Here is a 15,862-nt window from a genome sequence, read left to right on the forward strand (position 1 = left end):
ATTCGATAGGACTTAAAATAAAAAGAGCATTCGTTAGCTAACAAATGCTCTTTTAGAAAAAATAATGATATAATTTTAATTCATCACGAATTCATAGGTACCATATTCTCCTCTTCCTGTCTCCTCTTGATACACAATTACTAAAGTTAATATTCCATTATTAACATTCGCAGTAAATAATCTACCGTCTTCTCTTATAAACTCATCCTCCACTTCTGCATTCTGCACATCAAAAGTTCCACTTTGAGGCCATACTGGGCTACCATTTTCAGTGCTGTAGCTCTTATCAGTTATGGTAATGCTGAAGTTTTCAAAGTCAGAAATCACAGTCTGGTCTTTTCTTACTTCGCTAGCCGTCCATGTTCCCTGCAAAGCCTCAATTACAGCATTTGCCTTTTCTTCGTCTATTTCTGATGCATCATCTGGGTTACATGAGAACATCATAATAGCCACCATCATCATTAGGATTGTATATTTAAATAGTATTTTCATTTCTAATATCTTTTATTCTTTAATAAATCTGTAAAGCTGACTATCTCCATCCTTTTTAATGAAATACAAACCTGCTGGTAATTGACTTACATTGATTTCACTTTTCGATCCATCAAGGTTCATCTCATTTAGAATTTTACCTCTTGCATCATACAATTGTATCAACTTAGTTTCTTTATCATGCTCGATTTGTATGATATCCTTTGCAGGATTTGGGAAAATGCTAATAGCTTTCGATAAAGTTTCAGCATTTGCCGTGACTCCACCAATTGTAAAGCTCTTTTCAATATTACAACCATTTTCATCTGTAACTGTAACTGAATATTCTCCCACTTCTAATTCTTCAATGGATGCGGTAGTAGCATCATTACTCCAGCTATAAGTATATTCACCTGTACCACCCGTCACACTCAAACTAATACTTCCATTACCTAATATACTATTGCTATTTACTACCTCTGCAGTAACTACAATTGCATCTGGGCTAGTGATAGTAGCGGTTGTACTAGCTGTACAACCATTTGCATCCGTTACTAATACAGAATATTCACCTGGAGCTAAAGTTGTAAAGATATTTTCACGTACTGCATCAGCTTCATTTAAACTATAGCTAAATGGAGCGGTTCCAGCTGTAGGATCAATAACAATAACTCCCTGGTCATCTCCTGCACACACTGAATTTGTTACTGTCGCTGTAACAGTAAAATCTAAACAAGGATCTTCTGTAACATCAAAGCTTACTGATTCGGTAGCTGGATTAAAGTCATCATTTCCGGCTTGACTTACCGTAACTTCAACAGTCCCCACAGTCCCATCTAATGTAATGCTTGTACCCTCGATTGTGGCAGGCCCACTCACTTCATAAGTTAAATCTAATTCACTAGTCGTACTCGCCTCAACATCAAAAGAAGAATCCGTTGTGAATTTATCAGATATTGATGTGATACTGATATTTTGATCAGCCTTATTAACAACCAAAGTCTGCTCTACAGGAATCGCTGCATCAATTTCAGCATTTCCAGACTGAGAGGCAGTAATTACTGTTTCCCCTGCACCTAAAATAGTTACTATACTCCCAGAAATAGTTGCTACATTTTGATTACTAGAACTATAACTTACAGCTAATCCAGAACTGGCAGAAGCAGACAATTCAAAATCATTATCTCCAAAAGTTTTCTCAGGTATAGAAGGAAATGAAATTTGTTGTCTTGAAGAATTGTAAACCTTCCAATCGAAACCATCATTATTATCAAATTGACCCGATTCCCAGTTTATTATAATTGTTTCATTAGCTACTAAATCAAGATTAATTTCAGATTGATAAGTAGAGCTTCCAGCATCATCATTCTCTGCTCTAATTGTTCCTCCGCATGAATCAAAAATTTTCAAAATGGTGTCTTTATCACTTGACTCTACAGTAGATGAAATAACATAAGTTCCATCCTCAGTTGCCGTAAAACTAAACCACTGTGGCGTGAAATCAGCTTTGTGCTGTCCTTCCTCTACAATTATTGGATCATTGCACTTATCCCCAGCTTCAAGATCGGTTAATAAAAGTTCCCAGTCAAAATCACCCCCATTAATATTATTAAACCTGAAAAAATAGTTTGTTTCAGGTTCTAAATCTACCGCGAAAACAGAACTGTCTCTTCTTTGAACGATATTACTATTTCCACAACCGTCTTTGGTCAAAATCATTTCAACTCCATCTTTTACATTGGCTTGCAGTTTCTTTCCTGCCACATCAACTGGAGTAGTATATTTAAACCAATAAGGATTTAAGTCTGTAGCAGGCAGAGTATTGACACCTAAGTTAGCTATATCTGGAACTGCACAATCTTCCCCTAATATTGGTATCTTAATTTCCCAATCAAAACTACTCTGCCCACTTATATCAATTTTAATGTAATATTGTTGATTTGGAGTAAATGAACCATTAACAACACCAGAACCTTTTAAAATATTTCTTTCATTTGTAAGATTATTGCAGTTTCCTTCATATAGTGTAAGGCTAGAATTATTAAGAAATGGCAAAATGAAATACACAACATCAGTATCAATATCAGGCATTGTGAAAATATACCAATATTGTCCACCACCTTCTAAAGGCATACTATTTGTGCCTTCCACTGCTTCAACAGCCGTTGAACATAATTCTCCGGTTACAAATTCTTCTACTTGAATCGACCAATCAAAACTCTCGGTATTTCGAGCTTCGACTCTAACATACACAATATCATTAGGCTCAGCATCATAATATAGAACATCTCCAAATGATTGAGCCGTTAAAAAATCTGAAAATCCACCGCAACCACTGTATAATTCAACAACGATACCGTTTGGGGATGTGACCTTTAATTTACCACCACTGGAAGGCATTGTAAATTCGTACCACAAATAATTATCATTTGGTGTGGCAGCTTGAGTTTGAGTTCCTTGTGTAATGGTAACAGCAGAAGCACAATCTGTTTGAGAATTGCCTAAAAAGCTATATAATATTAAGGTTGATATTAGGTAAAGTTTTTTCATAAAGTGATTTATTATTAACTAAACCACTAAAGTATATATAGAAAAGGTACAATCAAAAATTAAAAACTAAATATTTAAGTGTAGCGACATTTCATGTTCCACCAAATATTTAGACATAAAAAAAACCGATCCGGAATCCAGATCGGTTTAAAATAATTTCTATTCTAATTAGAAGTTTCCTATTTTGTTACCAGTACCATAGTTGATATCAAGTACAAAGTTTTGTCCTTCATTTAAATTTCTTGTAGTAAAAATAGAACCTGATGAAACAAAGAATCCTTGCTGACCATTACCTAAATTTTGTTGATTTAGATCTTGTAAATAGCCTGAACCATTTTCAGTTAATGTAAGACCTCCACCCCATCTATAAGTTCCGTCTGCATTGAATGCTCCAGTTCCAAAATCAAATGTAGCACCTGTACCTGGAGCACCTTCTGCAGCTGGCATAATCATTCCACCGAATTTTTCAGTGTAACCAGTATTAGAGCCATTAGTAGCTGTTCCGAAATTGTTAGTAAAAATCCCTGAAACCTCACCATTCGTATTAATGTTTACACCCAAAGTAGGCGCAACTCCAGCTTGTGGATTCACAATAACAGCGTTTGGCATCACTGCAGCAAAGAAGTTAGTTTCGTTATTCTCTAAAGCATCTTGATAGACAATATCTCCATTTGCATCAACCTCTAATCTGCTTTGAATGCTTGCAGTAGTCTGGAAATTACCCTCTAAATCTAAAACTCTAACTGAAGTAGTAGAAAACTCTGTAGGATTTACATCAGCATTGAAATATTCAAAACTAATTCCTGGAACAGAACTATATGCCTCTGTATCCTCATTATTCAAAGCAAATGTCCATCTAGTTTCAAAAGCTGAAATATCTATAACGGCTTGAGCTGTAGCGCCTCCACCTGAGAACGTAAAAGAAGGATTCGTTAAATTATCTCCTTGAAAAGCCATAGCTCTTATTCTTGACTTCATTGATGTTATGTCTAAAATCGCATCATTAGCAGTAGGCACGGCTCCACCAGTTTGTAATCTTAAATTAACAGCTGCATTATTAATGAAGTTTAAATCATCTTGATCAAACCAATTATCTTCATTTTCGATAGCTTGTTCCAATGCTTGTTGAACTGCTGCTGCTGTAATTTCACCAGAAGCGTTAGTTGTTACAGTTAAAATACTTCCCGCTACTAAAATATTTTCCGTAGTATCAACGTCATCTTCTGTAGCATCATAAAACGGAGAGTCATAACGGAAATCAAAATCAATATCAGTATCAGCAGGGAAACCAGATCCTGCCTGAGATAATGTTAAACCATTAATAGCAAAATCTAAATGCGCTTCAGCATAAAGGTTTTCTGCTCCAGTATTTGGATCTGTGATAGTTACTAAAGGAGATTCAACATAACCTGAACCTAAAGAAGTGAATTGGTACACAAAAGAACCTCCATCAGTTTTAGTAGTGTTATTTCCAACTGCAGTAAATCCAAAATCTCTTGGTACTCTTGCCCAAGAATCGATTACAAATCCATCTCCGCCACCGTTTGGTTCATCTACCATTACAATTGCACCATTGATACTTCTGATATTGTCTGAACTTGAATTAGGACCAAAGTTTGCCTCAACAGTTCTGTATTCTGGTCTATCTAATAAAACACCGTTTTCTCTATCTATAGCAATTGTTTGATCTAAAGTTAAATCTGGAACAGTCATAGTAAAGTTAACATTAGCAGGAACTGTTAAAGTATAGTCACCTGTATTATTATCAACTGTAGTCTCTCCTAAGTTAAATTCGTTTCCAGAATTTGTAAAAAAGTAGCTTAAACTGAAAGATGAATTTCTATTTAATGAATTATTAAAATTAGCTCTGATAACTAAATCCTGTGGAACCTCTGGAGTAGTATTAGTAACATCCGTTTCAATGTTAACCGTACCGCTTACTGTAGCAGTAGCAGCATTAGATGAAATAACTGTAATAATAGCTGATTCTGTAACAGGTGTAGGTATTATTTGACCATCAATGATCTGATAATGTACACCTTGTTGAATTGAACCAAAATCTGCTTGTAAAGTAGCTGGAGTAATACCAGCACCTGAAATATTGATAGTATTACCACCAATAGCAACCCTATCAAAGTATACTGTACCGTTAACTGCAGATGTATCCGCTTGCTCATCTGCATCTCCACCAGCAGCTGCCCTTAAACTTACTTCTGCACCTTGAACTGGAGTACCATCTAAATCTACAATTGTTAATTGAAGACTTACTAATTCACCAGCGTTATTTAAAGCATCTAAATTTGCTTGTTTGTTTGCGTTATCAATGGAATCTTGTCTTGAGTTAGCCGCATTTTGTTGTTGTTGCTGAAGATCATATTGCGCTTGCAATAAATCCTCTTCCGTAAATTCATCTGCACAGGAAGAAATGATGACTGTCATCGCCAACATCCCTAAGCACATTTTAAGTAAATTGTTGATTTTCATGATTATTGATTTAAGTTAAAATTTAATTATTGTTTGTATTAAGGTTAAAAATTATAAGTTAAAGATTGTCATTCCGAAATTTAACATAATGCTGTTGGTGTACACATCTCCCACATTTCCAATTCTACCAAATCCGACATTGTTCATTTGATTTAATCCCTGACGGTATATTACTTCGAGATATCCTTTTCTATCTTCTTCTAAGTTGAAGTCTACGCCAAATCCACCTAGAAAATCAAAGTGATGATTAACATAATCACTTCTCACATTTTCTTTGTCATCAGAAAAAACCGCGTAAGTATCTACTCCAGTAACAGGGTTACCGAAAGTCTGTCTTAAATCTCTTCTTTCAATAGCTGACATATTAAATCCATAAGCAAAACCAACGGTTAATCTCGGCTTAATTTCTGCCTCTTCCATTCCAGGAAAATAGATATTAACATAGATTGGCACCTCTATATTGTGAAATATAACTTGTCTGTCAACATACTCAGTTACAACATTGAGTCCTGGTGGTTGATCAAAATAATTTGGTCTTGCTCCACCCAATTGGTTGTAGCTTACTCCAGCTCTGGCATTTAAGAAGAGAATATCATAAGATGCAAAAGCTCCAATATTCGCTCCCATATAAACTCCAGGTGAGTTTAATTGATTGATGTTAGTACCAGCACTAACTCCTAATCCGATTTGTGCTTTAAGACCATAGCCAACCAGCAAAAATGCTAAGACTAGGGAAAGCTTAATCGTACATTTGAATAAGTATTTCATATTAAGCGGGTTATGTGTTAAAAATTTAATTTTAATGGTTTAAAATGTAATTTTCTATTCGAATTCGTACAATATTACATAATTTTCTATACAAAAAAACAATTTTTTTAAATTTTTGCTCAAATTTATAGTTTACTATTGTGTTTTTCAAATATTTATTGTTCATTTTCAATAATTTGTATTTATCTTATTTTTGTAGGATAAATGCAATATTTCAAAACTTTTACACAAATAAAATACCTAAAAATAGGTAATTATCAATTTAATATACCTACAATACAAAAAAAGGCAGTCTTTTATAGACTGCCTTTAAGCTTAAAAAAATTAAATTTATACTCTAATTAATATTATTTCTTAATTCATAAGTTTGTTTCATTTTATGAATTAAGGCAGAACTTTCTTCAAAATATAAAGATTGTTGTCCATCACTCATCGCTTTTTCAGGATCTGGGTGTAGTTCATAAATAACGCCATCCGCTCCTGCCATAATTCCAGCAAGGGCGACTGATTCAACATACTTTCTAATCCCAATTCCATGAGAAGGATCTACTACTACTGGCAAATGAGATCTATCTTTCAATACTGGAATTGCATTTATATCCAATGTATTTCTGGTCATGTTTTCGAATGTCCTAATCCCCCTTTCGCATAAGATCAAATCCTCATTCCCACCACTGAATACATATTCTGCTGAATAAAGTAATTCTTCAATAGTGCCACTTACCCCTCTTTTAATCATAACTGGTTTATCTACTTTTCCTAATTCATCCAGCAAGTTGAAATTTTGAGTATTTCGTGCCCCTACCTGATAAATATCGATATAGTCATACATTTCCTCTACTTGCGAAACTTGCATCACCTCTGTTATGATCTTAATGCCAGCATCTTTGGCTTTCTGATACCACATCTTTAAACCTTCCATACCCAGACCTCTAAAGGAATAGGGAGAAGATCGAGGCTTATACACTCCTCCACGCATGATTTTGACATTGTTCGCAACTAAGTGAGCGATTACCGCATCTACTTGCTCTTCATTTTCAATACTACATGGCCCAGCCATCACATTAAAATGGTTTTGTGAAATCACATCTCCATCTCTTAATTGAATCTCAGCAGGATTAACCTTCCATTTACGAGAAACCAATTGATAATTATCAGAAACAACATGCACGTCTTTTACACCTTTTAGATGACCGATCTCTCGGATATCAATGTCGCTTTTTTCAAGTGCTACTAAATAAAATCCTTTCTGAGTTTGTACTTCGCTCACCGATTTAGTGAATTGCCCCAATGAAGAAATTAAATCATTCTTAGCATTTCCGCTAATATTTTTTTCTAGTTGTAATATCATTTATTTTAAGATTTTAGAGTCCAGAATCTAGAGTCAAGATTTAATGTGATGCTTCTAGATTTTAGGTTTATTATATTTTTAATTGTTATTGCATTTAACGGTCTGACCTTCGGAGCTGACCTAAGCTTCCATTATATTTGGTAACTTTTACCGGTCTGACCTGCGGTTCTGACCTAAGTATCCATTTTGTTTCATAGCTCTTTGCCGGTCTGACCTTTGGTGCCGACCTAAGCGAGCATATTTATTTCAGGTCTAATCTACGGTACTGACCTAAGCAAGCTACTCCACCCTTTGAGGGTTAGGAGACCTTTTTAGCTACGGCTTTATCTTTTTAATAAAGCCTTTAATACTTCCTTCCAGATCATCTGCATTCAATGCTTTAATAAAAGCACTCCCAATTATACCTCCATCCGCAAATTGATTCACCATTTTTAATGCAGCGTGGTCGCTAATACCGAAGCCTACCATGCGCGGTGTTTTTAGATTCATGCTTTGAATTCTCTTTAGATATTCTAATCGCTCAGGACTATCTCCCCAAGAACCCCCGGTGGTGCTCGAACTACTTACCATGTAAATAAACCCTCCTTCTTGCTCATCGACCTCTTTAATTCTCTCTTCAGATGTTTTTGGCGTAACTAAGAATACATTTTTAAGATTGTACTGATGGAAAATGGGCTTAAATTGTAATTTAAATTCATGCATAGGCATATCAGGTAGGATTAAACCATCAATACCGACCTCAGCACACTTTTGACAGAATTTTTCTGTTCCATATTTCAATACATTATTACAGTAGCCCATAATGAAGACCGGCTTTTGAGTGATCTTTCTAAGGTCTGCCAATTGTTCAAAAAGTTTATTAAGGTTCATTCCATTGGCTAAAGCCGTCATGCTACTTTTTTGAATAGTAGGACCATCGGCTAATGGATCTGAATAGGGCATCCCAATTTCAATGATGTCAACATCTGATTCATCCAGTGCTTTTAAAATTGTAGTGGTATCCTCCAAGCGCGGATAGCCTGCTGTGAAATAAATCGTAAGCTTTTCTTTTTCTTTCTGATGAAAAACTTTTTCTATTCTATTAGTCATTATTTTTTAGTTAGTATTAGAACCGATTCGACTACTGTCTGATCTTGTTTCAAGCGATCTGACTATTGTCTGATCTAAGTGCTGTCTGATCTAGGTTAATAGATCTGACTATCGTCTGATCTAAGAGCTATGGTCTGACTATCGTCTGACCATGGTGCTATACAATTCATTTAATGGTTTTGATTTTTAGAGTTATAAGTTTTAGGTTTTAGGTTTTAGGTTTTAGGTTTTCAGTTTTTGGCAGTTACACAATGGATTAACTCTCTAAGACTAAAAACTAATTACCAAAAACTAATAGTTGCCAAAATTGATATAAGTCTGTAAATCTTTATCGCCTCTTCCCGATAAATTGATTACCACTACATCCTCCTTATTAAACTTAAATTGATCTAATGCAGCTAATGCATGTGCAGTCTCCACTGCTGGAATAATACCTTCCATTTTGCTTAATTCTACACCAGCGTCCATAGCTTCTTTGTCTGTAACATATTTAAAAATCCCTCTCTTGCTTTCATATAAATGAGCATGAAGCGGCCCAATACCTGGATAATCTAAACCAGCTGAAATAGAGTAAGGCTCAGTAACCTGTCCGTCTTCGGATTGCATTAATAAAGTTTTGAAGCCATGTAAAACACCCTCACTACCTTTAGCTGTAGTTGCGGCAGTTTCCCCACTATCTACCCCATGGCCTGCTGCTTCAACCGCAACCAATTTCACTTTTTCGTTATTTAAATAATGGTAGAATGCACCTGCTGCATTACTTCCTCCTCCAACACAAGCTATTACATAATCAGGGGCGTTTTTACCTTCCTGTTCTTGAAGTTGGTACATAATCTCCTCACTAATGATGGATTGAAATCTACTTACCATATCAGGAAAGGGATGAGGCCCCACTACTGAACCTATTATATAATGCGTATCATCAGGATTGTTGATCCAAAAACGCATAGCTTCGTTTGTAGCATCCTTTAGTGTTTTAGAACCTGAAGTAGCAGGTACCACTTTAGCCCCTAAAATTTTCATTCTTTCAACATTGGGCTTCTGACGTTCCATGTCAATTTCACCCATAAAAACTGTACAAGGCATATCTAATAATGCACAAGCAGTAGCTGTAGCCACCCCATGCTGACCAGCCCCAGTTTCAGCTATGATTTTCTTTTTACCCAAACGCTTGGCTAATAGTGCCTGTCCTATGGCATTATTTATTTTATGAGCACCTGTATGATTTAAATCCTCTCTTTTGAGATATATTTTTGCTCCGTATTTTTCGGACAGCTTTTTAGCCAGAAATAAGGGAGTGGGTCTCCCTACATAATCCTTTAATAAAGACTTAAACTCATTTTGAAACTCTTCCTCTTCGGATATTTTAAGATAATTGGCTTTTAGCTCTTCTATGTTAGGATGGAGAAGCTCTGGGATAAATGCCCCGCCAAACTTCCCATAATATCCGTTTTCATCTATTTTAATTTCCATACTTTAAATATTAAGTAGTGAGTATCTGGTATCAAGTACAGCGATACTCTCTTTATTTTTCTAATTATTTTTACTTTTTATAATCTTTGATCAATCAATTACCGGTCAGACCTTTGGTGCTGACCTAAGTACCCAATACTTCTTGAACTTTAATCACATCCTTAAATCCGGGCTCCAATTCCAGTTTACTGTTGAAATCAAGTCCATATAAATTTTTAAACTGACTTTTATCTATGTTAGTATCGTTCTCATCTAAGCCTCCACTTAAAAAGAATGGCTTATTAATTGCCGCTGAATTTAAAACAGACCAATCAAACTTTTCTCCGTTACCTCCTGGCAGCTTTCCTTTTGTATCAAACAAATAATAATCGGCTTTTTTATATGCTTTCAATTCTGATACATCAAAATCATCTCCTACCGAGAATACTTTTATCACTTCTAAACCTTCTGCTTTCAATTTTTCAACTTGTTCTGGGATTTCATTTCCGTGAAGCTGAACAATATCAAAAAAACCTAAATCAGCATATTCTAATATTTTATCAAATGACTCATTCACAAACACACCTACTCTTTCTGTTTCACCAAAGTTCAATTTGATCAGCTCCTGCATTTGATCTTTACCTACAAAGCGACTTGACTTTTCATAGAAAATGAAGCCCATATAATCAGGATTATATTCAAGTACATCTTTTACATTCTGAACCTCCCTCATTCCGCAAATCTTCTTTTTCATATCTATAGATTTTAGTTGAAAATTTATATTATGCTACTTCTCCCTGATTTGTAATTAGATTTTTCACTTGCTGACTAAACCTTTGGCAAGCTTTAGCGGGCTGACTGCTTTTCATAAAGGTGGTGCCAATTAAGAAACCGTCAAATCCAGCTACTTTCATTCTTAAAACATCCTCTGGAGTTTTTAATCCGCTTTCAGCTATTTTAGGAACATCATTAGGAAGTTGATCCGCTAATTCTTTGGCTACCTCAAGGTTAGTATTGAAACTTTTTAAGTCTCTGCTGTTTATCCCTACTAAATCAGCATAATTACCAAAATGAGAATTTAACTCAGCATGGTTATGAACTTCCAATAAAACTTCCATTCCTAATTCATGAGCTAAAGATGCTAACTCCTGACATTGAGTTTTATCAATCATTGCGGCTATTAATAAAATAGCATCCGCTCCGTGAGCTTTCGCTTCATAAACCTGATAAGGGTCTAACATAAAATCCTTTCTCAAGATTGGGCAATAGTTGTATTTTCTTGCTGTTTCTAAATCTTTAAGACTACCTCCGAAAGAAGGCTCATCGGTTAAAACAGATAAAGCACTAGAACCACTTTGCATATACCCAATTGACACCTCTTCAACTGAAATATTTGGATTAATCACGCCTTCAGATGGAGATTTCCTCTTTATCTCGGCAATGATACCTGATTTAGTTTCATCTAATATGTATGATTTCAAACTGACAGGCTTTGTTTTGTAATACAGCTTTTGCTTTAAAAATTCTACAGGAAATAGTTTTTGTCTCTCTTTAACCTCTTCCTTTTTATATTCTGCTATTTGTTCTAATATGTTCATTTTTATAAGATTTTAGATTCTAGATTCTAGAACCTTTCATATTTCTACTTTTTTTCTAATTTTTTCATTCTAAACCTAAATACAATCTGACCTCTATTAATGACCTGAATTTTATAGTTTCCTGCCTTCGCAGGAATGACGCAAGGAAATATTTAACGAATGTCTTTTAGGTCTGACCTTTGTCCTGACCTAAACTTTAAGCTTCACCCTAATAATTTTTTAAAAACCTGGTAGGCTTTCCCAGACTCTACAGCTTCTTTTGCCGCTTCTTTAGCTTCTGATAAACTTTCATATTTTCCAGCCGCTTTTAAGGCTAATGCGCTATTGGCATAAACCACAGAATGCTGTGCTTGCGTTCCTTCTCCCTTTAATATATCAGTGAAAATTTTTGCAGCTTCTTCAATAGTTTCTCCACCATGAATCTCTTCCGATTTTATTTTAGTCAAACCAAAATCTTCAGCTTTTACAAACTGTTCGCCTTCTGAAGAAAACACCTTAGTTTCTCCGGTTAAGGAGCATTCATCATAGCCTTCCAAGTCATATACTACACTGTATTTAGTATCGGTTTCCTGGAATAGGTAAGAATAAATTCTAGCCAGTTCATGACTGAAAACACCTGCTAACTGTTTTTTGGGTCTGGCTGGGTTAACCAAAGGCCCCAACATATTGAAGAAGGTCTTGACTCCTAGTTCTTTTCTGATTGGTCCTACAAATCGCATAGCAGGGTGAAATTTCGGGGCATGCAAAAAACAAATACCACTTCCTTCCAATTGTTTTTCCAAAACAGATTGCTCATTGGTAAATTCATATCCAAAATGCTCCAATAAATTAGAACTGCCGCATTTAGAAGAAACCCCATAATTTCCATGCTTCACTACATTTTGACCACAAGCTGCTACTACAAATGCAGATAGTGTACTGATATTAAATGTGTTTTTACCATCACCTCCAGTACCACATAAGTCCATACCGTCATAGGCAGATAAGTCAATAGGAACTCTCAATTCCATCAAGCCATCGCGAAATCCACTTAATTCTTCTACCGTTACTGGGCGAATCATAAAAAGCGTCATGAAAGCTGCCAACTCTGAATTGTTAAATTCACCCTGCCCTATTCTTAAAAATATGGCTTTAGCTTCTTCCTTGCTTAGCGTATTATATTGTGATAATCTATTAAGTAATTCTTTCATAATTTAGATTTTTAGAGTCTTGAATCTAGATTCAAGACTATTTTTTCGTCTTTTATATCTCTATTTTATTTCATATTAAGGCTAAGTCTGGTTTGACTATTGATACCATAGATATGGTCTGACCACTGGTACCGACCTAATCTACAAGATAAGTAAGGTCTGACCTTTGGTACTGACCTTATCAACCACATAAGTATGATCTGACCTTTGGTACCATAATTACGGTCTGACCTTGGTACTGACCTTATCAAATACATCTAACTTCAAGCTCTCAATATCCAATTCTTAAGTATTTTACCTCCTTCTGGGGTCATGACAGATTCAGGATGAAATTGTAATCCGCATACATCATATTCTTTATGAGCAGCCGCCATAATTTGTCCATCTTCTGTTCTCCCCAGTATCTGTAAATCCTGTGGGAAATCAACTTCATCAATTACCCAGGAATGGTAGCGACCCACATTGATTTCTTCATTTATTCCTTCAAACAAATAATGCTGTTCTAGTTTTGCTTTATTTTGAATACCGTGTTTTACAGGCTGAATATTCAATAGCTTTCCACCAAACGCCTGACCTATGGCTTGATGACCTAAGCATATTCCCAAAATAGGTTTAGTAGGTGCATATTCTTTTATTAAATCAAGCATGATACCTGCATTTTCAGGTACACTAGGACCAGGGGACAATAAAATTTTATCATATTTAGCCACCTCATCCAAAGTAATTTTATCATTTCTGATCACATCAATATTAATGGACAACTTTTGCTTTCTGATCACCTCCACTAAGTTGTAAGTAAAGGAGTCATAATTATCTAGTAATAATATTTTCATATCCTTCACTTTTAATTAGTGTTGATTAAATAAATACTCGGCCTTATCCATTGCTTTTCTCAAGGCAAATAACTTATTATGCACTTCTTGTAATTCACTTTCAGGATCGGACAAAGCCACAATTCCTGCTCCTGCTCTATAATTCAACTTATTCTTCTTACTCACAAAAGATCGAATCACTATGGCATGATTGAGGTTTCCGTTCAATCCAATTAAACCTACAGCACCCCCGTACAAACCTCTACCCGTAGGTTCATACTTATTAATTAATTCTAAAGCTTTATACTTTGGAGCACCACTTAAGGTACCTGCTGGGAAGGTGTCAGCCAATAGTTGTACTGCTGATTTTTCAGGAACATCCGCTGTAACTTTGCTTACTAAATGGATTACATGAGAATAAAATTGAATCTCTTTATATACTTCCACTTCCACATTTTCACCATTTTTAGAAAGATCATTTCTCCCTAAATCAACCAGCATGGTATGTTCGGCATTTTCCTTTTCATCATTTAGTAACTGATCCGCTAATTTGGCATCCGCTGCATCATCCCCACTTCTGCGGTAAGTACCGGCTATAGGATTCACATATGCTTTTCCTGACTTCACCCCTACCTGAGCTTCTGGTGAAGAGCCAAATAGTTTATAATCTCCATAATCGAAATAAAATAAATAAGGCGATGGGTTTAGTGAGCGTAAAGCTCTATACACTGTAAATTCATCGCCTTTGAATGATTGAGAAAAAGCACGGGATAGAACAATTTGAAATACATCTCCCAATTGAGCGTGCTCGATTCCTTTATTGATAATGCTAAGAAATTCATCATCCGTCATATTGCTTTCTTCCTCTCCTACTTTTTTAAACTGAAATTGAGGAACTGAACGATTTAATATGATCTGAACTAAGTCATTCAATTTAAAATCATATTCTTTTTTAAGCTGATGTTCAAAAACATGCAATTCATCTTTAAAGTGATCAAAGACTAATACAAAGCGATAAAAATGATAACGAAGAAATGGAATATCTTTATCTACCTTTTCAAAGTTGATATCCTCAAAATACTGCACCCCGTCAAAGCCAGTAGCGCCAAAGAAACCACTTTCTTCAAAATCCTCCTGAGGAAAAATTTCATCTGCTTCAAATTGATTGATGAAAGATTGTAGCTTATCAGGCAGTTCTAATTTACTTTTAAGTTCTTCAGTTTTTGTCTCTCCTTCAATTTCAGTATAAAAGCTATTTTCATTGGCTTTTACCTCCGCAACGGATTGTACTCCTATATATGAAAAACTGTTTCTTCTGGTATGATAATCAGAACTCTCCATCAAAAAGGTATGCGGAAATTGATCTCTCAACCGTAAATAAAGTGCTACCGGAGTAAAGGAGTCTGCCGGTAGGGTGATATGTGATTTCTTTATTTTCATTTATACTTTATTTTAATTTTATACTAGCTTTCTGTTTATAATTTATGTTCTGGATTCAACCCTTAAAAACAAAAAAGGCTTACCGGATGTCCGATAAGCCTTTTTCTCAATTGAGCATAGCAAATCTGTTCATCCGGGTTCAGATGTTATTAAGTGCCACCACCATGCTGAATTGAATTTATTAATCATCTTTTTTTAATTTTTGGTCAAAAAAAAACCTCGCGACAGCGAGGTTTAAATATTTATATATACCAGTGCTGTCTTCTAAATTTTAGAAGTCCACCACCAACTGATATTTGTATTTCTTTTTTGCATTTCCACAAATGTATGTGCGAAACTGATATAAGCAAAATTATTTGTCAGATTTTTCAGTTTTTTTCTTTGCAGTGGTTTTTTTAGCGGTTGAAGCTTTCTTAGTTGAGGCTGTTTTTTTTGCTGGCTCTGCTTTCTTTTTAGCTTTTGGCTTTTCCTTAGTTGCAGTTTCCGGACCAGAAGAAGCGCTTGGTCTTGGTCGGGTATTACCAAATGTTCCTCTCCAAATTTTTCCTTTTTTAGATTTTCTGTCTCCTTTTCCCATAGTTTTTGATTTATGATTGTCTTTTTATTATTTTCTAAAATAAGAATAATTAAATTATTTTGGTAATAATTTATAATTCT

At 35.2% G+C, this 15,862-nt stretch carries 13 protein-coding genes; all 13 read right to left on the bottom strand.

The window, feature by feature from the left end; all coding sequences use genetic code 11:
* Positions 1-75: 75 nt before the first annotated feature.
* Entirely contained in the window at positions 76-492 is a 417-nt protein-coding gene (locus QYS48_RS02730; protein ID WP_302103807.1) for a hypothetical protein, read from the bottom strand.
* A 12-nt stretch (positions 493-504) separates the two neighbouring features.
* Positions 505-3,021: a T9SS type A sorting domain-containing protein gene (locus QYS48_RS02735; protein WP_308357421.1), complete on the bottom strand. Its 2,517-nt coding sequence runs from the start codon at positions 3,019-3,021 to the stop codon at positions 505-507.
* Between the two features lie 168 nt (positions 3,022-3,189).
* On the bottom strand, positions 3,190-5,505 hold the full coding sequence (locus QYS48_RS02740) for a hypothetical protein (RefSeq protein ID WP_308357422.1): 2,316 nt from the start codon (positions 5,503-5,505) through the stop codon (positions 3,190-3,192).
* Between the two features lie 51 nt (positions 5,506-5,556).
* Positions 5,557-6,273, bottom strand: a complete 717-nt coding sequence (locus QYS48_RS02745; RefSeq protein WP_308357423.1) for an outer membrane beta-barrel protein — start codon at positions 6,271-6,273, stop codon at positions 5,557-5,559.
* Positions 6,274-6,610: 337 nt separating this feature from the next.
* Positions 6,611-7,624, bottom strand: a complete 1,014-nt coding sequence (gene aroF, locus QYS48_RS02750) for a 3-deoxy-7-phosphoheptulonate synthase (protein WP_308357424.1) — start codon at positions 7,622-7,624, stop codon at positions 6,611-6,613.
* 315 nt (positions 7,625-7,939) lie between these two features.
* Positions 7,940-8,713, bottom strand: a complete 774-nt coding sequence (gene trpA / locus QYS48_RS02755) for a tryptophan synthase subunit alpha (RefSeq protein ID WP_308357425.1) — start codon at positions 8,711-8,713, stop codon at positions 7,940-7,942.
* 291 nt (positions 8,714-9,004) lie between these two features.
* A complete protein-coding gene (gene trpB / locus QYS48_RS02760) occupies positions 9,005-10,186 on the bottom strand; it encodes a tryptophan synthase subunit beta (protein ID WP_308357426.1) in 1,182 nt (393 codons plus the stop codon).
* A 124-nt stretch (positions 10,187-10,310) separates the two neighbouring features.
* Positions 10,311-10,919: a phosphoribosylanthranilate isomerase gene (locus QYS48_RS02765; RefSeq protein WP_308357427.1), complete on the bottom strand. Its 609-nt coding sequence runs from the start codon at positions 10,917-10,919 to the stop codon at positions 10,311-10,313.
* 28 nt (positions 10,920-10,947) lie between these two features.
* On the bottom strand, positions 10,948-11,763 hold the full coding sequence (gene trpC, locus QYS48_RS02770; protein WP_302103792.1) for an indole-3-glycerol phosphate synthase TrpC: 816 nt from the start codon (positions 11,761-11,763) through the stop codon (positions 10,948-10,950).
* A 203-nt stretch (positions 11,764-11,966) separates the two neighbouring features.
* On the bottom strand, positions 11,967-12,953 hold the full coding sequence (gene trpD, locus QYS48_RS02775) for an anthranilate phosphoribosyltransferase (protein WP_308357428.1): 987 nt from the start codon (positions 12,951-12,953) through the stop codon (positions 11,967-11,969).
* 263 nt (positions 12,954-13,216) lie between these two features.
* Positions 13,217-13,786 (bottom strand): aminodeoxychorismate/anthranilate synthase component II, encoded by a 570-nt coding sequence (locus QYS48_RS02780; protein ID WP_308357429.1) that lies wholly within the window; start codon positions 13,784-13,786, stop codon positions 13,217-13,219.
* Positions 13,787-13,801: 15 nt separating this feature from the next.
* Entirely contained in the window at positions 13,802-15,205 is a 1,404-nt protein-coding gene (locus QYS48_RS02785; RefSeq protein WP_308357430.1) for an anthranilate synthase component I family protein, read from the bottom strand.
* 352 nt (positions 15,206-15,557) lie between these two features.
* Complete coding sequence (locus tag QYS48_RS02790; protein WP_308357431.1) at positions 15,558-15,782, bottom strand: 30S ribosomal protein THX; 225 nt, start codon at positions 15,780-15,782, stop codon at positions 15,558-15,560.
* Between the last annotated feature and the right edge of the window lie 80 nt (positions 15,783-15,862).

Origin of the sequence: Marivirga arenosa, assembly GCF_030503895.2 — a bacterium.
Lineage (GTDB): Bacteria > Bacteroidota > Bacteroidia > Cytophagales > Cyclobacteriaceae > Marivirga > Marivirga arenosa.

Bases quoted from the DNA above. Each gene is read 5' to 3' on its own strand.
- QYS48_RS02730 (WP_302103807.1), bottom strand. From the start codon at position 492: ATGAAAATACTATTTAAATATACAATCCTAATGATGATGGTGGCTATT.
- QYS48_RS02735 (WP_308357421.1), bottom strand. From the start codon at position 3,021: ATGAAAAAACTTTACCTAATATCAACCTTAATATTATATAGCTTTTTA.
- QYS48_RS02740 (WP_308357422.1), bottom strand. From the start codon at position 5,505: ATGAAAATCAACAATTTACTTAAAATGTGCTTAGGGATGTTGGCGATG.
- QYS48_RS02745 (WP_308357423.1), bottom strand. From the start codon at position 6,273: ATGAAATACTTATTCAAATGTACGATTAAGCTTTCCCTAGTCTTAGCA.
- aroF (WP_308357424.1), bottom strand. From the start codon at position 7,624: ATGATATTACAACTAGAAAAAAATATTAGCGGAAATGCTAAGAATGAT.
- trpA (WP_308357425.1), bottom strand. From the start codon at position 8,713: ATGACTAATAGAATAGAAAAAGTTTTTCATCAGAAAGAAAAAGAAAAG.
- trpB (WP_308357426.1), bottom strand. From the start codon at position 10,186: ATGGAAATTAAAATAGATGAAAACGGATATTATGGGAAGTTTGGCGGG.
- QYS48_RS02765 (WP_308357427.1), bottom strand. From the start codon at position 10,919: ATGAAAAAGAAGATTTGCGGAATGAGGGAGGTTCAGAATGTAAAAGAT.
- trpC (WP_302103792.1), bottom strand. From the start codon at position 11,763: ATGAACATATTAGAACAAATAGCAGAATATAAAAAGGAAGAGGTTAAA.
- trpD (WP_308357428.1), bottom strand. From the start codon at position 12,953: ATGAAAGAATTACTTAATAGATTATCACAATATAATACGCTAAGCAAG.
- QYS48_RS02780 (WP_308357429.1), bottom strand. From the start codon at position 13,786: ATGAAAATATTATTACTAGATAATTATGACTCCTTTACTTACAACTTA.
- QYS48_RS02785 (WP_308357430.1), bottom strand. From the start codon at position 15,205: ATGAAAATAAAGAAATCACATATCACCCTACCGGCAGACTCCTTTACT.
- QYS48_RS02790 (WP_308357431.1), bottom strand. From the start codon at position 15,782: ATGGGAAAAGGAGACAGAAAATCTAAAAAAGGAAAAATTTGGAGAGGA.